The organism is Bacillus sp. MHSD_36 (assembly GCF_030757775.1).
Classification (GTDB): Bacteria; Bacillota; Bacilli; order Bacillales; family Bacillaceae_G; genus Bacillus_A.
The window spans coordinates 115,712-136,189 of the sequence record NZ_JAVBIS010000004.1 but is presented as its reverse complement, the minus strand read 5'-3'; the positions used below and the strand labels follow the sequence as shown (position 1 = coordinate 136,189).

Here is a 20,478-nt window from a genome sequence, read left to right as displayed (position 1 = left end):
GCTACAGCAGCTAGAATCTCCGGCCATTTCACACTCTCGGTCGAAGCCAAAAGCGCTTCTCGGTCGAGCGTTCCAATGACCTGCGATTCTGAGCGAGCTGCCTCCGCTTTTACTTCACCCAACCGAGCAGCATCTCCCGCACGAATTTGCTTGCTGCGACTGGTGTTTGATCACTATGGTCGTAGACAGGAGCTACTTCTACTAAGTCGGCTCCAACTACATTTATATTTGAATTTGCAATTGCCACGATGGAATCTAATAATTCTTTAGATGTGATACCTCCAGCTTCTAACGTTCCTGTTCCAGGAGCGTGAGCTGGGTCTAATACGTCAATGTCAATTGTGACATAGACTGGGCGTCCTGCCAGTTTCGGTAATACTTCTTTTAACGGTTCTAATACGTCAAATTTATATAAGTTCATACCTACTTCTTTTGCCCATTCGAATTCTTCCTTCATTCCAGAACGAATACCGAAAGAATATACGTTTTCCGGACCAATTAAATCGCACACCTTACGAATAGGCGTAGAGTGGGATAAAGGTTCCCCTTCATACGACTCACGTAAATCAGTATGAGCATCCATATGGATGATTGCTAAATCTGGATATTTTTTTGCCATTGCCTTAAAAATTGGCCAAGACACTAAGTGCTCACCACCGAGACCTAGTGGAAACTTATCGGCATCTAAAAGTTTTGATACATACTCTTCAATCATGTCTAAACTGCGTTGTGCGTTTCCGAATGGTAATGGGATATCACCCGCATCAAAATATTTTACCTCTTCTAGTTCACGATCTAAATATGGGCTATATTCTTCAAGACCGATTGATACTTCACGAATACGTGCAGGGCCAAAGCGAGAACCTGGACGGTAACTTACTGTCCAATCCATAGGCATCCCGTAAATAACTACCTTTGACTCTTCAAAACTTGGATGACTTTTAATAAATACTTTACCTGAATAAGCTTCATCAAAACGCATATTCTTTTCCTCCTTATGTGGAACTTAAGGTATCCCAACCTTTCATTATTTCTCAAATTTGGAGCGCATTGCTCCTCTTTCTCGATTTACCAGGTCTTCTGTTTCATAACAAGAAGACGATTTTCTTTACAGCAGTGTAAGTAGCTAGCATGTTCAAGTCTTCTGGACAAACACCTTAAATGAGCTACTTACACTTTATTTGTTCGATACGATTTTCTTACTTAATTAGATCGCCAACAAATTTCGGTAATGCGAATGCTGCATTGTGCAATTCTTTTGTGTAGTATTTCGTTTCGATTTCGTGGAAACGATCTTCACTTACTTCTAATGGATCGTGTTTTTTAGATCCAATTGTGAACGTCCAAAGGCCACTTGGGTAAGTTGGAATGTTCGCTGTGTATAAACGAGTGATAGGGAAGATCTCTTTTACGTCTTTAAACACAGTTGTAATTAATTCTGGTGTAAACCAAGGGTTGTCCGTTTGTGCAACGAAAATACCGTCTTCTTTTAACGCTTTAGAAATTCCAGCGTAGAAACCTTTCGTAAATAAGTTTACCGCTGGTCCTACTGGCTCAGTAGAATCTACCATAATTACGTCATATTCATTTTCGCTCTCTGCGATGTGTAGGAAGCCATCTCCTACCTTTACTTCTACACGCTCATTATCTAATGCACCTGCAATTGATGGTAAGTATTGTTTAGAGTACTCAATTACCTTTCCATCGATTTCAACAAGAGTTGCTTTCTTTACACTTGGGTGTTTTAATACTTCACGAATAACACCGCCATCACCGCCACCAACAACTAATACGTTTTCAGGGTTTGGATGTGTAAATAAAGGTACGTGCGCTACCATTTCATGATAAACGAACTCATCTTTTTCTGTTGTCATAACCATGCCATCTAAAATAAGCATGTTTCCGAACTCTTCCGTTTCAACCATATCTAGTTTTTGGAATTCTGTTTGCTCCGTATGTAATGTGCGGTTAATACGCGCCGTAATCCCAAAATGTTTTGTTTGTTTTTCAGTGAACCATAGTTCCATCGTACAATCACGCCTTTCAATGCAAATTTATAATAGGGACATCATTAATGTCCCCTAACAAAAATAAAACAAAACATCCAAAAAGTATAGTTAAAAGTACAAAAATACCGAAAATATATTTTAGTCAGAGGGTTCCAATATATACGTATAAAGAAACCCTTTCCTAAGAAAGGGCCTTTCTCTCTACTTCTACCGGTTTTCGAATCGGAATTAAAAGCATTAAGCAACCAACTAACACAACAATTCCACCGACTAAAAACGGACTTTGCGGTGAAACAGTATGACCAATGATCCCCGATAAGATTGGAGCAATTGCGCCACCTAACCAACGAACGAAGTTATAAACGCCTGATGTAACAGATCTTTCATAAGGTGAAATATCCATTACATAACTTGTAAATAATGCATTATTTAATCCAGATGCTAACCCTGATAGAACAATTAATACAATTTGTAACCACATAACTTTCACAAAGAATAGTGCGATTAAGAAAAGCGCAAATACGAGTAAACTACCTTTCAACAATGCTTTTGGCTCATATTTACCTTCTAGCTTATGGGCTAAAATTGCAGAACCGTAAGCTAACGCTAATCCCCATCCACAAAATACAAATCCTAGTTGAATAGCAGATAAATGCATAATAAGTGGTGAATATGCTAACACAACGAAAAATCCGTAGTAGTATAACATTCCTGAAATCGCACCTTGCATAAACGGTTTATACTTCACCAGGTTAAGTAATTCCCCTACACCTGCTGCTTTACGCTTCACTTTTCGTTCGGGTTCTTTTACAAAAAAGAAAACTAAAATAAATGCTAAAAAAATTAAAATACTCGTCGCAAAAAATGGGTAACGCCAAGAATGCCCACCTAATATCCCGCCTAATAACGGTCCTCCTGCCATCCCTAAACCGATAGCTGCTTCATACAATCCTACTGCTTCATGAACTTCTTTACTTAATGCAATCAATAATGTCATCGCCGTTGCGAAGAACATCGCATTTCCTAATCCCCATCCTGCGCGGAAAAGAGATAATTGAGCAATCGTTTGCGATATACCACATATAAACGCAAATACAGTCACGATCGCAAGACCAATTGTCATCATTCGTTTATCACCAAATCTCGATGCGAATACTCCAGCTGGTAACATCATAATCGCCATTGTTAAAATATATGCTGTAAATAACATCTCTACTTGCCAATGGGATGCGCCAATTTGCTCAGCGATGCTTGGTAAAATTGGGTCGACTACCCCTATACCCGAAAAGGCAAGGAAGGTAGCTACCACTGTAATCAATCTCCCTAATTTTTGTTTGCTCTCCATCTTGATCATTCTCCTTTTGTGCTCTCTAAAAATGTCACGGCACGATGTAAGCTATCTTCAAGTTCTGCCTTTACACGCTGCATTTGCTCCATTTTTCCGTCTAGCGTTTGCACTTGTTGCTTAAGCATCTCTTTAATTTCTTGAATCACTTCGCGGTCAAGAGGATTCTCACTATTTCTTCTTTGCTCCATTCTTTCTTTTAACGATAAGAAATACTGCATCTCTTGAAGCGTAATTCCTAACACTTCTTTCGCTTCCACAATTTTTTTAATTCTGGCGATATCCTCGTCTGTATACAGGCGAATGTTCCCCTCACTACGTTCAGGGGGATGAATTAAACCAATTTCCTCATAATAACGAAGTGTACGTTTTGTTAAACCAACTTGCTTTGTGACTTCATCAATTTTATACATGTTTATTCCTCCCTTCACTCGATTATTACATTTTACGTTAACGTTAACTTTTGTGCAACTGTTAGACTTTTGTAAATGTTTATCCTATTCAATTGTATTTTTCCAAAAGCAGTTTCATAATGAAAGAAAAGAAACGATAAGGAGATTTCCGTATGAATAAACCACTTATTTTCGCCCACCGCGGGGTAAAAGGAACACATCCAGAAAATACGATGATTGCCTTCCAAGAAGCTGAACGCATTGGCGCCCATGGAATTGAACTTGATGTCCACCTATCAAAAGATGGTGAACTTGTTGTGATTCACGATGAAACGGTAGATCGCACAACGAATGGCATAGGCCACGTTTCTGAAAAAACAGTAGCGGAATTACAAGCTTTAGATGCTGGTAGTCATAAAGACCCTTCTTTCCATGAAGCAAAAATTCCGACGTTACGCGAAGTATTCATTTGGTTATCTACAACAAAGTTACAGCTCAACATTGAGTTAAAAACAGATGTTATCCACTATCCAAATATTGAAGAAAAAGTTGTTGCTCTCGTTCGAGAATACCATCTGTCTAATCAAATTGTATTTTCTTCATTCAACCACGCCTCTGTTTCATTATTAGCAGAAATAGCTCCTGAAATCCCAAGGGCAATTTTATATGATACACCACTTGCTGATCCTATCGCCGAAGCAAAAACTAGAGAAGCAACTGGTTTACATCCAAATTTCCAACTACTTACAAAGGAATTTGTTCAACTAGCGCAAAAACAAGGGTACGTTTTCCGCCCTTATACAATTAACGAATACAAAGATTTACAAACTATGATTGATTATGGTGTAGATGTCATTATTACCGATTGGCCAGCACGTGCCTTTGAGCTCCTTTCTTAATTGAAGGAGCTTTTTGTTTTCAAAATTTCATTGTTTAAAATAACCGAAAACCCTCAATACTAATACAATAATGTTTGTATGATGAGGGGCTGAAAAAGATGAATCAAACTATGAATCCAAAACTTAAAAAATATAAACGTCTTTTCTTCACCGTAATGTTTTCTTCGGTTCTTTTTTTCGTTTTTTCCTTTTTTGTTATTATTATAGTTGCAAAAATTATGGGACCTCCTCCTGTTGCTGTCCCGCAAACAAGTGTCTTTTACGCTAATGATGACACTGTTATAGGGCAAAGTAATGAAATGCAAAAACGTTACAATGTATCTCTCAATGAAATTTCTCCTTATGTAAAAGAGGCGACACTATCTATTGAAGATCAACGATTCTACAAACATCATGGCTTTGATATGAAACGTATTGCTGGTGCCATTGTTGCCGATTTAAAAGCGATGGCAAAAGTCCAAGGTGCTAGTACGATTACACAACAGTATGCTCGTAACCTATACTTAGATCATGATAAAACGTGGAAACGTAAACTATTAGAAGCAATGTACACAATTCGCCTTGAGGTGAATTATAATAAAAATCATATTTTAGAAGGATATTTAAATACAATTTATTACGGACATGGTGCTTACGGAATCGAAGCTGCATCCCGTTTATATTTCGATAAAACTGCAAAAGAATTAACGTTAGCAGAAGCTAGCATGCTCGCAGGTATCCCGAAAGGACCTAGTGTCTACTCTCCCTTTTTAAAAGAAGATCGTGCGAAAGGAAGACAATCTCTCATATTAGATGAAATGGTAGAGCAAGGTTATATTACGAAGAAACAAGCAACTTCAGCGAAGAAAGAGCCACTAACTTTTGCCTCATTAGATACGAAAAAAGTGGCAGAGGTTGCGCCTTATTTCCAAGATGCTGTACAAGCTTCCCTTCTTCGTGATGTCGGATTAGACGAACAAGCCTTACAAAAAGGAGGCTTGCGTATTTATACAACGCTAGACCCTAAATTACAATCGGTTGCAGAGCAAGCTGTAAAAGATCACATACCTGACACAACAAACATACAAACTGCGCTCGTCTCTATGAATCCAAAAACAGGGGAAGTAGCCGCCCTTGTTGGCGGGACTGATTATAATACGAGCCAATTTAACAGGGCTACACAGGCCGCTCGCCAGCCTGGATCTACGTTTAAGCCATTTCTATATTATGCAGCATTAGAACGAGGATTTACCCCTGCTACGCGCTTAAAAAGCGAATACACTGTTTTCACTTTAGGTGACGGTATTTCAAAGTATAAACCGAAAAACTACAAAGACTATTATGCAGACGATTTTGTAACAATGGCGCAAGCTCTTGCGGTCTCTGATAACGTATATGCCGTGAAGACAAATTTATTTTTAGGCGAAGACATCCTTACAAAAACGGCGAAACAATTCGGAATTAAGAGTGCATTAAAAGACGTCCCTTCTCTTGCTCTCGGTACATCTCCTGTAAAACCGATTGAAATGGTTAACGCTTATAGCATGTTCGCAAATGGTGGAAAAGAAGTAAAACCGATTTTCATTCGCCGCATTATGGATCATGAAGGAAATATGCTATACGATGCTCATTTGGAGAGTAAACAAATTCTCGATAAGAGCAAAGCGTTTGTGATGGAAGAAATGATGACGGGCATGTTTAATAAAAAACTAAGCAGTTATGCTGCTGTAACTGGTCAGTCGATGTTATCTAAACTATCAAGAACATATGCTGGAAAATCTGGTTCTACTGAAACAGATAGTTGGATGATTGGGTTTACCCCGCAAATCGTAACTGGCGTATGGGTTGGATATGATCAACCTAAATCGATTTCAAACGTAGCAGAGCAAGGATATGCGAAAAAAATATGGACCGATACGATGGAAAAAGGCTTAGATGGACAACCTAAAAAAGAATTTAAACAGCCAAGTGACGTCGTTGCAGTCGATATTAACCCTGAAAACGGAAAAATCGCTACAAAAAATTGTCCAATTTCAGTGAAAATGTATTTTGCAAAAGGTACAGAACCAACTGAATATTGTATGGATCACGTCGATGATAAAGAGGAATTTGAAAAGGCAACTGAAGAAAAGAAAAAAACAAGTTGGTGGAAAAGATATCTTCCTTGGTAAAAAAAAATAGCTGACGGGCATCCGTCAGCTATTTTTTATTCACTTAATAATGCACGACGCAATTCTTCACTAGATTCGTTCCAAATCGCTTCATTATGTTCTTTCAAGAATGTACCAAGTACTTTTTTAGACGATTCGTCCATATGGTCAACCATAATGTGACGCTTCAATGATTTATCCATTTTATTTACGTGCTCTGGAAGTGATTTATATCCGCGGCGAATTTCACGGTCGACTGTCATTTCACAAGCTGTTACACCTGCGTAGTACGCACCTGTAGCCGTTCTTTCAATCGTTACCCACACAAGCCAAAATGGTTTTCCGTTTGGAACTTCATCTTTATTTGTTAAAAACTTAATACCTTTTTCGACTGTACTACGTGCATGCATCGCACCGATATCAACAAACGCTGTTTTCTCTAGTACATCGACAAATACAGGTGAAATATTTTCTAGACTTAATGCCCCAACGCCAAAACCACCATGTCCATCTGTTGAATCATTTTTCACGATATTAAAACCGATTTTTTTCTTTTTCTCTGTCATATGTAAATTCCTCCTCGCTTAATGATTATAAAAGGCCAAAGATAGGCGCAATGATACTATCTAAAAATACAAATACATATGGAATGACAATATTGAAAATAGGTTGAATTGTATAATTGCTAAGCGGTGTAATAACAAGAATTAATAACGCTATTGCTCCATACTTTTCATACTGTGTCATTTTCGCACGAATATTTGCTGGTGCTAAATCTTCCACAACTCGATATCCATCAAGTGGCGGAATTGGTAATAAGTTAAATACAAGTAGTACGATATTAAGCATAATAAAAATTCTGAAGAATTGAGCCAACGTATCTGCTACTGCAAATGGAATTGAGTCTAATACGCCAAATGTTAATAGGCTATACCAAATAATTAAACCAATTGCACTTAAAATTAAGTTACTAATTGGTCCTGCGATTGAAACGAATATCCCTGCAAGACGTGGCCTTTTAAAATTGTACGGGTTAACAGGAACTGGTCTTGCCCAACCAAAACCAAGAATTAACACTGCAATCATCCCAATAGGATCTAAGTGTGCCATCGGTGATAAAGTTAAGCGACCTTGCCTCTTTGCTGTATCGTCTCCAAATTTATATGCAACATATGCATGCGCAAATTCATGCACTGATAATGCGATAATAATGGCCATTGCTACCAACGGAATTTGGTGCAACGGGTATCTAAATAACTGGTCCATAATTCATCTCCTCTTCCATATATCAAAAAAGAAATTATTTGTTTTTTCGATTGTTCTTCCACATAATCCGCTATAATAAGAGTGTAACTTACATAAAAGGAGCGATTATATATGCCATACGTAACAGTGAAAATGCTAGAAGGACGCACAGAGGAACAAAAGAAAGCTCTTGCTGAGAAAGTAACAGCAGCAGTAAGCGAAACAACTGGTGCTCCTGAAGAAAACATCGTTGTTTTCATCGAAGAAATGTCTAAAAACCATTATGCAGTTGGCGGAAAACGCTTAAGCGACAAATAATTTCAAGTTTTTTCATAAGAAGCAGCGCTTAGCTGCTTCTTATTTTTTCCCTTCTAGTAACTCGATGATTCTCTCTTTATATTTTCCTTTTCTTCCATCTTCATAGATTAAATCATGCGGGTAGAATAGTTTTTGATCCCTTCTCTTCTTACCAGTAATCGCCTCAACAATATCCGATTCACGTGAAAGCTCTCTAAGCTCTCCATTTGGCATGAGAAGTAAGATTGGCAGACGCTCTTCTTCTTCACCAGCACGGTAAAAGTCGTACGGTAAGTCTGATGTTGAATCAACTACTAAATAGTATTCTGGATCGAGTCCAATCTTTTTGAATAAGCTACTTAATTCCATCCAATTATCTAAACCATGCTTATCTGTAAACTCTACGTATTTAAATAGGTTTCGATTCATAAAACGGCGACATAAATCACTTAAAATCGGATCTTCTTCGTCTTGCCATACTTGGAAGTAATAATACATAACGTTCTCGTCTAACTTTAAATAATCCTCTACTGTCACTTCTTCTTCAAATAAAGAATAGAAATGTACCGGATGATTTTTAAATGTATAATACTTCTCGTGCAATGACTTTGCACGGTGTAAAATCTTCGTTAAAATAACTTCGGCACTGCGCGTGACTGGATGGAAATATACTTGCCAATACATTTGATAACGACTCATAATATAATGCTCAACAGCATGCATACCACTATTTTTAATGACTACTTGATTCCCATACGGACGCATGACACGCAGTATACGTTCCATATCAAAATTTCCATACTTTACGCCAGTGAAATACGCATCCCTTAACAAATAGTCCATACGATCTGCATCAATTTGACTAGAAATCATACTAATCGCTAATTTATTAGTAGATGTTTTTGCGATTACATCGGCTACCTTTTGCGGAAAATCTTTATCCACACGACTTAATACGCGATTAATTTCCGTATCTCCAACAATAATCTTTTGCGTAAATTTCTCATGATCTAATGAAAACACTTTTTCAAACGAATGAGAAAATGGGCCGTGACCGACATCATGAAGTAATGCCGCACATAAACATAACAATCTATCTTCAGCATTCCAGTTCGGTCTGCCATCAAACACATCATCAATCATACGACGAATAATTTCATATACACCTAACGAATGAGTAAAGCGACTATGCTCTGCACCGTGAAATGTAAAAAATGTCGTTCCAAGTTGCTTAATACGGCGCAAGCGTTGAAATTCTTTCGTTCCGATTAAATCCCAAATAACACGATCGCGCACGTGCACATATTTATGTACCGGGTCTTTAAACACTTTTGTTTCGCTGAGTTTGTCGTTTAAATATACCACCTTCCGACATCCCCCTTTCTTTACTGCATTCTTACTATATATTATAAACGAAATAGGAAACAGAAAGAAATGAAAGACTATATTAATTGCCCTTATATAAAGAAAAAATCACTTTTACTTCGGTAAAAGTGATTTTTTCTTTATATATTATTTACCTAAAACGAATTCAGCAACTTCATCTAAGATCATTTCTTTACCTAGAGGGAAGTAACCTTTGTTTAAGTCTTCGTTTTTAATTGTAAATACGTGGTTATTTTTAACAGCGTTCATATTTTTCCAAATTGATTCTTCTTGGAATTCTTTTAGACGCTGAGAACCGTCACCAGTTGTAAATACGAATAAGTAATCTGGGTTGTAATCAATTAAAGCTTCTTTTTGTACTTGCACTAAAGGTTTATCAGTTGGTGTACCTTTAACTGCTGGTAATTTTAAATCGTTAAAGATTACGCTACCGTAACCATAGTCACCGTATACGCGGAAAGCATTTGGATATGCAGCCATTTTCATAAATTTAGCATCGCCAGTTTTCGCTACGATTTTATCATGTAATTTGCTTGCTTTTTCATCATACTGTTTGAACCATTCTTTTGTTTCTTTCTCTTTACCGAAGATTTGACCTACTTCTTCAAATTTCGGACGCCATTGGTCTAATGGAGTTTTTAACATAACTGTTGGTGCAATTTTAGATAATTGATCATAAATCTTTTCTTGACGATTGTTTACAAGAATTAAGTCTGGTTTTGCAGCAGCTACTGCTTCGATGTTAATTTTATCGCCCCAAGCAGAACCAACTGGTTTTACGTCTTTTAATTTCTTTTCAATATGTGCATCAATTTTTTCTTGAGATGTATTAGCAGTAATGATTGGTTTCATACCAAAGATTAATAATTCTTCTGTTGAACCACTAAGGTCAGCAATTTTCTTTGGATTTGCAGGGATTTTAATTTCCCCTTTTGCATGTTGTACAGTGCGCTCTTCAGTCTTTGCATCCTTCGCATCTGCTTTCTTCTCTTCTTTGTTAGAACAAGCTACAAATAGTACAGAAGTAACGACTAGTACCATTGCTAATAACGCCATTTTAAAATTCTTCATGTTCCCACTCCTTCTAGCTGTATTTCTCTTATAAGTTACAGTGAACTATAAGAAACAAGATTAACAATTAATAAATATATATTGATTAATTGTTGTTTATGCCCCGTTCTAACGGGTGTTCAACTTCCTATTTACTAATAAGAAGCTCAACGTCCATTAGAAGCCCCCCTCTTTACGAGGGGGATTCTACTTATGCTTTTTTACGCAATTGATTACTAATCATCGCTAAATCATATGTTAAACAAATTGGTTTACAGTTTACTGGACACGGAACAATTTGAGCTTCAATCTCAAATACACTGCGAAGTGTTTCACTCGTCATTACTTCGTCTGGCGTTCCTTGTTTCATTAACTTACCTGCTTTTAATGCAATCATATGATCAGAGAAACGAGAAGCATGGTTTAAGTCATGGATAACCATAACAATCGTTCTACCTTCTTCTTCGTTTAACTTTTTCAATAAGTTTAATACTTCTAATTGATGAGCCATATCTAAGTACGTTGTCGGTTCATCTAATACGAGTAATTCTGTCCCTTGTGCAAGAGCCATCGCAATCCATACGCGTTGACGTTGTCCGCCTGATAACGCCTCTGCTGGACGATTTGCGAATTCTGTCATTCCCGTCACTTCAAGTGCCCAATGAATGTAGCGATAATCCTCTTCTTTCAATGTTCCAAACCCTTTTTGATGAGGAAAGCGTCCATATGAAACGAGTTCAAACACAGTAAGGCCAGTTGGCACTTCTGCAGTCTGTGGTAAAATTGCCATTTTCTTTGCGATTTCTTTCGTTGGCTGTTTCTCAATTGCTTTTCCGTCAAGATAAACAGTACCCTTTTTCGCCTTCAAAATACGAGAAGCCGTTTTTAATAATGTGGACTTCCCACAACCATTTGGTCCAATAATTGTTGTAATTTTCCCTTCCGGAATTTCAACTGTTAATCCATCAATAATTAACCCTTCATTATAGCCAACAGATACCGCATCAACTGCTAAAGTTGCCATACAAAAAGCCTCCCTTTATTTTGTCCTCATAAGTAAGTATATGAAATATGGTGCACCAATTACAGAAATAACAAGACCGACCGGTATTTCTGAAGTTGTTAACACACTTCTTGAAATTACGTCTGCGAATAAAAGTAAAAACGTTCCTATTAGCGCGGCGGTAGGCAGCATAATTTGATGTTTACCACCAACAAGGCGCCTCGCTAAATGCGGAGCCATTAAACCGATAAAACCAATTCCTCCGGCAACAGCAACAGATGCACCAGCTAAACAAACTGCAATAAATAATAATTTACGTCTTTCTTTTTCTACATTTACACCAAGGCCAACTGCTGTGGAGTCGCCTAGGTTCATTACGTTTAATATGTGAGCCTTACTAATAGCAAGTGGCAAGAAAATAACCATCCATGGAAGTACACTTAGTACGAACTTCCAATCTGTGCCCCATAGACTTCCTGCTAACCAAATCGTAGCAAAACGGAAATCGTTAGATGTCATTTTCATAGAAAAAATTAAACTAACAGCACCAAACCCGGCTGCAACAGCGATACCGACAAGTATTAATCTCGTTGATGAAACGCCGTCTTTCCATGCTAGTAAATAAATAATAACCGCTGCTAATATCGCACCAACTAATGCAAAGAAAGGGAGGATAAATACAGATAAAAATGTACCAGTTCCAACTTTCCCGAAGAAGAAGTAAACGAAGATAACGACTGTTAACCCCGCTCCAGCGTTAATACCGATAATACCTGGATCAGCAAGTGGATTTCGCGATAACCCTTGCAAAATCGCCCCTGACATCGCTAAAGCAGATCCAACTAGTATGGCAATAACCATACGCGGCATACGGAATTCAAATAAAATAACAGACTGATCTTCAGCACCAAGTCCAACCAATGACTTTAATACGTCCATTGGCGGTATTTTAAATGTCCCTGTATTTAAACTCACTAAAAATACAGTAACGATTAATCCTACTAAAATTGTTAAAATGGAAATATTCTTTTTTGTTAAGACACTTGTCCTCACATTTTTCCTCTCCCTTCGTTACGTGCTAAGTAGAGGAAGAATGGAACCCCAATTAGTGCTGTAATTGCCCCAATTGGCGTTTCAAACGGCGGATTAATAACGCGAGATAACATATCTGCACATTCAATTAATAGCCCGCCTAAGACCGCAGAACATGGAATAACCCATCTATAGTCTGAGCCTACAAGGAAACGAGTCATATGTGGGATTACAAGACCAACAAATCCAACCGACCCTGCCATAGAAACCGCCGAACCTGTTAACACAAGAACAAGTACTGTCCCGATAAATTTAATTAATGTCGTATTTTGACCAAGTCCAATCGCAATTTCTTCACCGAAGCTTAAAATTGTAATATACCTCGACATCATAATTGCAATTAAGAGACAAACTAGACCAATCGGTACTAACATATTAATACTCTCCCATTTCACGCCAGCAACTCCGCCTGCATTCCACATACTCACCTCTTGGGCAAGGTTGAAATATAGCGCAATTCCAGATGAAATGGCCCCTAATAAAGCACTAATTGCTGCACCTGCTAAAGCTAATTTCACAGGCGTTAATCCACCTGGTGAAGAAGATCCAATTCCATATACAATGCTCGCTCCAAACGCAGCACCAATAAACGATGCGATAACGAACATTAAATAAGGTGAATTAGGGAAGAATGCATACATAATTGCAATTCCAAATACAGCCCCATCTGTAATCCCCATTAACGATGGGGAAGCAAGTGGATTTCGCGTCATACCTTGCATAATTGCCCCTGATACTGCTAAAAAGGCACCTGCTACTACGCCCCCTATCGCTCTAGGCATGCGAAGTTCTTGAATTACGTTATGATGCGTAATAGAACCGTCAAACTGAAATACAGCTTGCCATACAGTCTTTAAACTAATATCTGCAGCACCAAACGAAATAGATAATGCCATGCTTAAAGCTAACAAAATTGTACCTGCTACTAAAATAATAGAAGCAATGAGCGGCCTGCTCTTAATCTCTTTAACATTCACATCTTGCTGTTCTATACTCCTTGCGCTCGCTTCCATCCCTCAACCATCCTAACCAACAACATATGTTTAATTTATTGAAATGAAATTTATTCTCAAATAGTAATAAAAAAAATGAAATGAATCGTCCTTCTCTTGATAATGATTCTCAGAATCAGACACCTTCTATTCTACCTATCGCTTCCAAAGACTGTCAACTATTATTTTGAAATACAAATTCATATAGGTTGAGACCTTAATAAATAGATAACGCCTATCTGTCATTATCTATTATCATCATCAATTAAGCTTTCACAGAATAAATCCTTCCTCTTATGGGCATAAAAAAGAAGAGTAATCTGTTCACTCTTCTTTTTCTTACTTATTTAACTTTGCTTCAATTTTTACAATTAATTCGTCTTCTGTTGGAGCCGCAACTGGACGGTTATTTACAAATGCGAATGATTTTTTACGACCAGGACCACAGTAAGACTGACATGCAACTTCAATTTTTGCACATGAGTCTACCTTTTTTAACTTCGGAATCAACGTTTTAATGTTCGTTGCCTGACAATCATCACACACACGAAATTCGTTTCCCATTATATAACACTTCCTCTATTTTAAACTTTTCTCAAGTACATTTAAAAATAAACACTAAATGGTATTTTACCGCTCTTTGAAGCTCGTTGCAAGTTTCCTTTCGACGCTCTTTCCTCATATAATGCTACATATTTATATGCTCTCCTACAGAAGCTTCCGTCATTCTTGGCAAAATTTATACCTTTCATCGAAATCTACCATATTTTTAAAAGCTTTGTATAAAAGCTCATTTTTTTGCCCATTATAAAAATAGGAAGTTCATAAAAAGAAAGGGAGTTGAATCTATGAAAGTAAGACAAGATGCTTGGACGGATGAGGATGATTTATTACTTGCTGAAACTGTACTTCGTCACGTTCGAGAAGGAAGTACGCAATTAAATGCATTTGAAGAAGTAGGAGACAGGTTGAATCGTACATCGGCTGCCTGTGGTTTCCGTTGGAATGCTGTTGTTCGCTATAGCTATGAACAAGCTCTTCAACTAGCAAAAAAACATCGTAAAGATAAAATGCGTGCTGCAAGTGGTGAACAAGCGAAAAAACGTTTACTTTATACACCACCAGCTTCAGATTCGATAGCTGATTATGAGGAATTTGTACAAGAGGAATCAGTTGTACAGTATAAAGAAGCTATTCCATATAAAGAAACTACTGTTCCTGCTGCAAAAGGCTCTATGACAATGCAAGATGTTATTTATTTTTTACAAACAGTCGGATCTTCAAATATAAAAGTGACAGCTCTTGAAAACGAGAATACGAGATTGAAACAAGAAATTAAATCACAAATCCTTCGAAATGAAGAACTAGAAAAGAAACTAGAAAAATTAGAAAAACAATCTCATACTGTACAAGAAGATTACGAAACACTTATGAATATTATGAACCGTGCTCGTAAATTGGCAGTCATGGATGACGAAGAACGTTCTCAAACATCTTTCCGAATGGATCGAAACGGTAATTTAGAAAAAATTGCAGAATAAAAAGGATGCATTACATGCATCCTTTTTTATTCTTTCATCTTTAAACTTCCCCTTTATATGTGAGAAAACTCCATTCTTCATTTTTTTGCTATAATAGAGATTGTCATTTTAAAGATAAGGGGTTAGTTATATGAGCAATTCCCGTTCCATTTTATCTCAGCCAGAGTGGCGTATTGTAGATCAGTCTAGTTTGGGACCAACATTCCATGCATTGCAGTCATTCGCAATGGATGACACATTATGTACAAGCATTGGAAATGGTCAATCAGCTGCAACAATGCGTTCTTGGGTTCATCACAATACAATTGTTCTTGGCATTCAAGATTCACGCCTACCGTACTTGGAAGAAGGTATTTCCTTTTTAAAAGAAAACAACTTCAATGTTATCGTTCGTAATTCTGGTGGACTTGCAGTCGTACTTGATGAAGGTGTTTTAAACGTATCACTCTTATTCCAAGAAACAGAAAAGGGTATCGATATTGATCTTGGATACGATACAATGTGGCATTTAATTCAGGAAATGTTAAAGGATTACGATGTTACAATCGAGGCCAAAGAAATCGTTGGTTCGTACTGCCCTGGTAGCTACGATTTAAGTATTCGCGATCAAAAATTTGCTGGTATTTCACAGCGCCGTATTCGCGGCGGTGTCGCTGTCCAAATTTATCTATGCGCTACAGGAAGTGGTTCTGAACGCGCCGCACTCGTTCGTGATTTCTACAACCTAGCTATTCAAGGGGAAGAAACACGCTTTACGTATCCTGAAATTGTACCGAATACGATGGCTTCACTTTCTGAATTACTTGGCGAAACCATTACAGTACAGGATTTAATGATGCGCCTTTTAAAAACATTACAGCAATTCGCTCCAAAGTTAACACCATCTCAGTTAACAATAGATGAAATACCTTTATATGAGACGAATTTACAACGTATTATTGATCGTAACAATAAAGCACTTGGCTTAGAAAAATAAAGACCGTCGCTATTATAGCGACGGTCTTTATTTCAATTCATTATAGAATTAAAGTGCTTGAGCTGCTGTAATTAAAGCTAACTTGTACACTTCTTCTTCGTTACACCCACGAGATAGGTCATTTACAGGCATGTTTAAACCTTGTAAGATTGGTCCTACTGCTTCGAAGTTACCTAAACGTTGAGCGATTTTGTAGCCAATATTACCAGCTTCTAAGCTTGGGAATACGAATACGTTAGCATCACCTTTAATTGTAGAGCCTGGAGCTTTTTTCTCAGCAACAGATGGTACGAATGCAGCATCGAATTGGAATTCTCCATCTAAAGCTAATTCAGGAGCCATTTCTTTTGCAATACGAGTTGCTTCTACAACTTTTTCTGTTTCTGGAGATTTCGCAGAACCTTTTGTAGAGAAGCTTAACATAGCAACGCGTGGATCAATACCGAATAGTTCAGCAGTTTTCGCACTCTCGATACCAATTTCAGCTAAATCTTGGCTGTTTGGTGCAATGTTAATTGCGCAATCAGCGAATACATATTTCTCTTCTTCACGTACCATGATGAATACGCCAGAAGTTTTTGTAACGCCTGGTTTTGTCTTGATGATTTGAAGTGCTGGACGAACTGTATCAGCTGTAGAGTGAGCTGCACCACTTACTAAACCGTGTGCTTTGCCCATGTATACAAGCATTGTGCCGAAGTAGTTTTCGTCTTTAAGGATTTTGCGAGCGTCTTCTTCAGTTGCTTTACCTTTACGGCGTTCAACGAAAGATGCTACCATTGCATCCATTTCTTCGTATGTAGCTGGATCGTAAATATCAACGCCTGCTAATGTTAAATTCATGCTAGCAGCTTTTGCGCTAATTTCTTCTTTATTACCAACTAAGATTGGTTTTACTAACTCTTCTTTTGCTAAACGCTCTGCAGCGCCTAAAATTCTTTCATCAGTTCCTTCAGGAAGTACGATAGAAATGCCTTTTCCTTGAACTTTTTCTTTTACTGTTGTAAATAAGTTGCTCACGAATAAACCCTCCTACATATGTTAAAAAAACTCTATCTTTAAGAATACTGCTTTTCTTCTATATTTTAAACTTATAGCTCCCAAAAAATAGATAAAATGAAAATGATTATATTTTCATAAAATTCAGCATAGAAATAAATCCTCTTTAACCCTTATCTCTTCCTATTTTCAAGTGAATTTAAATGTGACAAATTTATGCGCCAAGGCTTTATATAGATGATTTTAAAACTATATATGCTATAGTTAACGTGTAAAACTATCATTAACTGAGGTGAATAGAATGAGTGAAGCAACAACAACGTTAGATGGCTGGTATTGTTTACATGATTTACGTTCTATTGATTGGGCTGCATGGAAAACATTATCTAGCGACGAACGCGGACAAGCTGTGTCTGAATTTTTAAATGTCGTTGAAAAATGGAATGAAGTAGCTAGTGCGAAAAAAGGCAGTCATGCGATGTATACAGTTGTTGGCCAAAAAGCTGATATTATGCTTATGATTTTACGTCCAACAATGGAAGAATTAAATGAAATTGAGACAGAATTGAATAAAACAACATTAGCTGAATATATGGTTCCTGCATACTCTTACGTATCTGTTGTTGAACTAAGCAACTACCTTCCAGCTGATGAAGATCCATACCAAAATCCACAAATCTTAGCTCGCTTATATCCTGAGTTACCAAAAGCAAATCACATTTGCTTCTATCCAATGGACAAGCGTCGCCAAGGTGATGACAACTGGTACATGCTTCCTATGGAAGAACGTAAAAAAATGATGTACAGTCATAGTAAAATTGGTCGCCAGTACGCAGGTAAGGTGCGCCAAGTTATTTCAGGATCTGTTGGATTTGACGATTTTGAGTGGGGCGTAACATTATTCGCTGACGATGTTCTTCAATTTAAAAAACTTATATATGAAATGCGCTTCGATGAAGTAAGTGCTCGTTATGGTGAATTTGGAACATTTTTCGTTGGAAACATTTTACCAGACGAAAAAGTAGAGAAATTTTTACACATATAAAATCGTAAAAAAGGAACGAAATTCGTTCCTTTTTTTATTACCTTCTATATTTCTCTCCAAAAAACTTCTTTTCTCCGCAAATTTGAACAAAAATCGACAAATACCTTTCAAATTCCTTACAAAATTGTAACCTTTCTATATCCAAATTTATGCTAAAATGGTACGAGCTACATGCTAATAACGATGCGAAGGTGATAATCTATATGAAGAAAATCTTATCTATTTTACTAATGCTTCTATTGTCAATTTCTTCCTTAGGAGTAACAACATCCCATGCCGAAGAAAAAATACACATTGAGGCTGCTGCTGCACTTCTATTTGATGCAGATACAGGAAAAATACTGCATGAACAAAATCCAGATGAATTACTAGCTATCGCTAGTATGTCAAAATTAATTGTTGTTTATGCCGTGTTAGAAGCAATTAAAGAAGGAAAAATAACTTGGGATACAAAGGTAAACATTTCCGATTACGCTTATGAAGTTTCACGTAATAATGAATTCTCTAACGTTCCATTCGAAAAGGGACGTCAATATACTGTAAGAGAACTATATCATTCTATCGTTATCTTCTCTGCAAACGGATCTAGTATTGCCTTAGCAGAGCTTCTTGCAGGCAGTGAGAAAAACTTCTTAAATCTTGCAAATGATCATGCAAAAAAACTAGGGTTAAAGAAATATAAATTTGTAAACGCTACTGGGTTAAATAACGCTGACTTAAAAGGAAAATATCCTGAAGGAACTGATCCGAATGGAGAAAATTCCATGTCAGCTCGCGATATGGGTATGCTTTCAAAAGCAATGATTACAAAGTATCCAGAAATGCTAGAGGATACAAAACAAAGATTTAGAAACTTCCCGGATAATCATCCAAAACCAATACGTATGGAAAATTGGAACTGGATGTTGCCAGGTGCCGCTTTCTCTTATGAAGGAACAGATGGTTTAAAAACTGGTAGTTCTGATACTGCTGGATACGGATTCACTATTACAGCAAAACGCGGTGATTTACGCCTTATTTCAGTAATTATAAAAACAAAATCAATGGATGAGCGTTTCACCGAATCTCGTGAGTTAATTGAATATGGATTTAATAATTTCGAAAAACAAAAACTAAAAGTGGATAAAAACAATACAATCTCTGTAGTAAAAGGGAAGGAAGACCAAGTCACTGTTACACCAGAAAAAGAAATAACAGTAATTGCGAAGAAAGGTAGTAAAAACCCTTATAAAATCGGGACTGAAGTAGATAAATCCCTCACTGAAGATGGACATTTGGTCGCCCCTGTTAAGAAAGATGCCAAAGTAGGATCGATTACTTTAGAATCAACTGATAAATATGGTTTCTTAGACGGTAGTAAAAGTATGAAAGTTACCGCAAAAACGACAGAAGAAGTTGAAAAAGCAAACTGGTTTGTGTTATCAATGCGCTCTATTGGAGATTTCTTCTCAAATTTATGGTCTAAAGTATTTTAATGATAAAAAGCTAGCTCACGCTAGCTTTTTTTATTTTCCACTCTCAATGTAAAACTTCGTTTGGTTGTCATATCTGAGTCCTTTTCCTCATACGTATGAACTAGTAATTGTTACACACTTCATCTAGAGATAAACCTCTTTCCACAGGGTATTCCAAAAAGAGAGGTGACACATAATGGGCGTTATTGCTTATAACGAAGAAGATGTAAAGTTATTAGCTAGACTGATGCGTGCTGAAGCTGAAGGAGAAGGACAACAGGGGATGTTGATGGTCGGAAACGTTGGGGTAAATCGTGTCCGCGGAAATTGTTTAGATTTTAAAAGTATTCGTAATTTACGTCAAATGGTTTATCAAAACCCTGGCGGTTTTGAAGCAACGCAAAAAGGTTATTTTTATCAGCGTGCGAGAGAACAAGATATCGCCTTAGCAAGGCGAACGATTCAAGGACAACGTTTCTGGCCTGCCAACTTCGCCTTATGGTTTTTTAGGCCTGAAGGTGCATGTCCACCAACTTGGTATAACCAGCAAAACTCTGGTCGCTTCAAAAAGCACTGCTTCTTCCAGCCATCTGCCGGGGATTGCCCTAGCATATATTAAGGGAT

The 20,478-nt window shown here is 37.3% G+C and carries 21 protein-coding genes; 8 read left to right on the top strand and 13 right to left on the bottom strand.

Annotation, left to right across the window (positions count from 1 at the left end; genetic code table 11):
- Nucleotides 1-109: 109 nt before the first annotated feature.
- The 4 genes from speB to Q9B79_RS17870 form a co-directional block, all read right to left on the bottom strand.
- Nucleotides 110-982, bottom strand: a complete 873-nt coding sequence (gene speB, locus Q9B79_RS17885) for an agmatinase (protein WP_001209831.1) — start codon at nucleotides 980-982, stop codon at nucleotides 110-112.
- Between the two features lie 217 nt (nucleotides 983-1,199).
- The gene (gene speE, locus Q9B79_RS17880) at nucleotides 1,200-2,027 is read right to left on the bottom strand and encodes a polyamine aminopropyltransferase (RefSeq protein ID WP_060632991.1); all 828 of its coding nucleotides are present in this window, start codon (nucleotides 2,025-2,027) and stop codon (nucleotides 1,200-1,202) included.
- Between the two features lie 163 nt (nucleotides 2,028-2,190).
- The gene (locus Q9B79_RS17875) at nucleotides 2,191-3,354 is read right to left on the bottom strand and encodes an MFS transporter (protein WP_306186326.1); all 1,164 of its coding nucleotides are present in this window, start codon (nucleotides 3,352-3,354) and stop codon (nucleotides 2,191-2,193) included.
- A gap of 5 nt (nucleotides 3,355-3,359) precedes the next feature.
- A complete protein-coding gene (locus Q9B79_RS17870) occupies nucleotides 3,360-3,767 on the bottom strand; it encodes a MerR family transcriptional regulator (RefSeq protein WP_306186325.1) in 408 nt (135 codons plus the stop codon).
- A gap of 152 nt (nucleotides 3,768-3,919) precedes the next feature.
- Between Q9B79_RS17870 and Q9B79_RS17865 the strand changes: the two genes are divergently transcribed.
- A complete protein-coding gene (locus Q9B79_RS17865) occupies nucleotides 3,920-4,645 on the top strand; it encodes a glycerophosphodiester phosphodiesterase (protein WP_306186324.1) in 726 nt (241 codons plus the stop codon).
- A 98-nt stretch (nucleotides 4,646-4,743) separates the two neighbouring features.
- Complete coding sequence (locus Q9B79_RS17860) at nucleotides 4,744-6,795, top strand: transglycosylase domain-containing protein (protein WP_306186323.1); 2,052 nt, start codon at nucleotides 4,744-4,746, stop codon at nucleotides 6,793-6,795.
- Nucleotides 6,796-6,830: 35 nt separating this feature from the next.
- On the opposite strand, the gene Q9B79_RS17855 is transcribed toward Q9B79_RS17860, so the two are convergent.
- Together Q9B79_RS17855 and Q9B79_RS17850 are read right to left on the bottom strand one after the other, a co-directional pair.
- Complete coding sequence (locus Q9B79_RS17855) at nucleotides 6,831-7,340, bottom strand: YwhD family protein (RefSeq protein ID WP_000136678.1); 510 nt, start codon at nucleotides 7,338-7,340, stop codon at nucleotides 6,831-6,833.
- Between the two features lie 25 nt (nucleotides 7,341-7,365).
- On the bottom strand, nucleotides 7,366-8,040 hold the full coding sequence (locus Q9B79_RS17850) for a site-2 protease family protein (protein ID WP_306186321.1): 675 nt from the start codon (nucleotides 8,038-8,040) through the stop codon (nucleotides 7,366-7,368).
- A 111-nt stretch (nucleotides 8,041-8,151) separates the two neighbouring features.
- Here Q9B79_RS17850 and Q9B79_RS17845 point away from each other — a divergent pair, with 111 nt between their 5' ends.
- On the top strand, nucleotides 8,152-8,337 hold the full coding sequence (locus Q9B79_RS17845; RefSeq protein WP_001147171.1) for a 2-hydroxymuconate tautomerase: 186 nt from the start codon (nucleotides 8,152-8,154) through the stop codon (nucleotides 8,335-8,337).
- A gap of 39 nt (nucleotides 8,338-8,376) precedes the next feature.
- On the opposite strand, the gene Q9B79_RS17840 is transcribed toward Q9B79_RS17845, so the two are convergent.
- From Q9B79_RS17840 to Q9B79_RS17815, 6 genes are all read right to left on the bottom strand, one after another.
- Entirely contained in the window at nucleotides 8,377-9,681 is a 1,305-nt protein-coding gene (locus Q9B79_RS17840; protein ID WP_000262739.1) for an HD domain-containing protein, read from the bottom strand.
- A 147-nt stretch (nucleotides 9,682-9,828) separates the two neighbouring features.
- A complete protein-coding gene (locus tag Q9B79_RS17835) occupies nucleotides 9,829-10,773 on the bottom strand; it encodes an ABC transporter substrate-binding protein (RefSeq protein WP_306186320.1) in 945 nt (314 codons plus the stop codon).
- Nucleotides 10,774-10,963: 190 nt separating this feature from the next.
- Complete coding sequence (locus Q9B79_RS17830) at nucleotides 10,964-11,776, bottom strand: ABC transporter ATP-binding protein (protein WP_000212064.1); 813 nt, start codon at nucleotides 11,774-11,776, stop codon at nucleotides 10,964-10,966.
- A gap of 15 nt (nucleotides 11,777-11,791) precedes the next feature.
- The gene (locus tag Q9B79_RS17825; RefSeq protein WP_306186319.1) at nucleotides 11,792-12,808 is read right to left on the bottom strand and encodes a FecCD family ABC transporter permease; all 1,017 of its coding nucleotides are present in this window, start codon (nucleotides 12,806-12,808) and stop codon (nucleotides 11,792-11,794) included.
- Complete coding sequence (locus Q9B79_RS17820; protein ID WP_073517725.1) at nucleotides 12,805-13,860, bottom strand: FecCD family ABC transporter permease; 1,056 nt, start codon at nucleotides 13,858-13,860, stop codon at nucleotides 12,805-12,807. Before Q9B79_RS17820 ends, Q9B79_RS17825 begins: the two co-directional genes overlap by 4 nt.
- A gap of 318 nt (nucleotides 13,861-14,178) precedes the next feature.
- Nucleotides 14,179-14,403: a YuzB family protein gene (locus Q9B79_RS17815; RefSeq protein ID WP_306186317.1), complete on the bottom strand. Its 225-nt coding sequence runs from the start codon at nucleotides 14,401-14,403 to the stop codon at nucleotides 14,179-14,181.
- Nucleotides 14,404-14,687: 284 nt separating this feature from the next.
- Here Q9B79_RS17815 and Q9B79_RS17810 point away from each other — a divergent pair, with 284 nt between their 5' ends.
- Entirely contained in the window at nucleotides 14,688-15,380 is a 693-nt protein-coding gene (locus Q9B79_RS17810; RefSeq protein ID WP_306186316.1) for an RsfA family transcriptional regulator, read from the top strand.
- Nucleotides 15,381-15,510: 130 nt separating this feature from the next.
- On the top strand, nucleotides 15,511-16,356 hold the full coding sequence (lipL, locus tag Q9B79_RS17805) for an octanoyl-[GcvH]:protein N-octanoyltransferase (RefSeq protein ID WP_306186315.1): 846 nt from the start codon (nucleotides 15,511-15,513) through the stop codon (nucleotides 16,354-16,356).
- Nucleotides 16,357-16,404: 48 nt separating this feature from the next.
- Here the strand turns inward: lipL and pta are convergent, their stop codons facing one another.
- Complete coding sequence (gene pta, locus Q9B79_RS17800) at nucleotides 16,405-17,376, bottom strand: phosphate acetyltransferase (protein WP_000067214.1); 972 nt, start codon at nucleotides 17,374-17,376, stop codon at nucleotides 16,405-16,407.
- A gap of 280 nt (nucleotides 17,377-17,656) precedes the next feature.
- Here pta and hemQ point away from each other — a divergent pair, with 280 nt between their 5' ends.
- The 3 genes from hemQ (at nucleotide 17,657) to cwlJ (ending at nucleotide 20,473) form a co-directional block, all read left to right on the top strand.
- Entirely contained in the window at nucleotides 17,657-18,400 is a 744-nt protein-coding gene (gene hemQ / locus Q9B79_RS17795) for a hydrogen peroxide-dependent heme synthase (RefSeq protein WP_001287590.1), read from the top strand.
- Between the two features lie 203 nt (nucleotides 18,401-18,603).
- Nucleotides 18,604-19,875 (top strand): serine hydrolase, encoded by a 1,272-nt coding sequence (locus Q9B79_RS17790; protein WP_306186314.1) that lies wholly within the window; start codon nucleotides 18,604-18,606, stop codon nucleotides 19,873-19,875.
- A 175-nt stretch (nucleotides 19,876-20,050) separates the two neighbouring features.
- Complete coding sequence (gene cwlJ / locus Q9B79_RS17785; protein ID WP_306186312.1) at nucleotides 20,051-20,473, top strand: cell wall hydrolase CwlJ; 423 nt, start codon at nucleotides 20,051-20,053, stop codon at nucleotides 20,471-20,473.
- Nucleotides 20,474-20,478: the final 5 nt, after the last annotated feature.

Coding starts and splice junctions, on each gene's coding strand:
- speB (WP_001209831.1), bottom strand. CDS start 982: ATGCGTTTTGATGAAGCTTATTCAGGTAAAGTATTTATTAAAAGTCAT.
- speE (WP_060632991.1), bottom strand. CDS start 2,027: ATGGAACTATGGTTCACTGAAAAACAAACAAAACATTTTGGGATTACG.
- Q9B79_RS17875 (WP_306186326.1), bottom strand. CDS start 3,354: ATGGAGAGCAAACAAAAATTAGGGAGATTGATTACAGTGGTAGCTACC.
- Q9B79_RS17870 (WP_306186325.1), bottom strand. CDS start 3,767: ATGTATAAAATTGATGAAGTCACAAAGCAAGTTGGTTTAACAAAACGT.
- Q9B79_RS17865 (WP_306186324.1), top strand. CDS start 3,920: ATGAATAAACCACTTATTTTCGCCCACCGCGGGGTAAAAGGAACACAT.
- Q9B79_RS17860 (WP_306186323.1), top strand. CDS start 4,744: ATGAATCAAACTATGAATCCAAAACTTAAAAAATATAAACGTCTTTTC.
- Q9B79_RS17855 (WP_000136678.1), bottom strand. CDS start 7,340: ATGACAGAGAAAAAGAAAAAAATCGGTTTTAATATCGTGAAAAATGAT.
- Q9B79_RS17850 (WP_306186321.1), bottom strand. CDS start 8,040: ATGGACCAGTTATTTAGATACCCGTTGCACCAAATTCCGTTGGTAGCA.
- Q9B79_RS17845 (WP_001147171.1), top strand. CDS start 8,152: ATGCCATACGTAACAGTGAAAATGCTAGAAGGACGCACAGAGGAACAA.
- Q9B79_RS17835 (WP_306186320.1), bottom strand. CDS start 10,773: ATGAAGAATTTTAAAATGGCGTTATTAGCAATGGTACTAGTCGTTACT.
- Q9B79_RS17830 (WP_000212064.1), bottom strand. CDS start 11,776: ATGGCAACTTTAGCAGTTGATGCGGTATCTGTTGGCTATAATGAAGGG.
- Q9B79_RS17820 (WP_073517725.1), bottom strand. CDS start 13,860: ATGGAAGCGAGCGCAAGGAGTATAGAACAGCAAGATGTGAATGTTAAA.
- Q9B79_RS17815 (WP_306186317.1), bottom strand. CDS start 14,403: ATGGGAAACGAATTTCGTGTGTGTGATGATTGTCAGGCAACGAACATT.
- Q9B79_RS17810 (WP_306186316.1), top strand. CDS start 14,688: ATGAAAGTAAGACAAGATGCTTGGACGGATGAGGATGATTTATTACTT.
- lipL (WP_306186315.1), top strand. CDS start 15,511: ATGAGCAATTCCCGTTCCATTTTATCTCAGCCAGAGTGGCGTATTGTA.
- hemQ (WP_001287590.1), top strand. CDS start 17,657: ATGAGTGAAGCAACAACAACGTTAGATGGCTGGTATTGTTTACATGAT.
- Q9B79_RS17790 (WP_306186314.1), top strand. CDS start 18,604: ATGAAGAAAATCTTATCTATTTTACTAATGCTTCTATTGTCAATTTCT.
- cwlJ (WP_306186312.1), top strand. CDS start 20,051: ATGGGCGTTATTGCTTATAACGAAGAAGATGTAAAGTTATTAGCTAGA.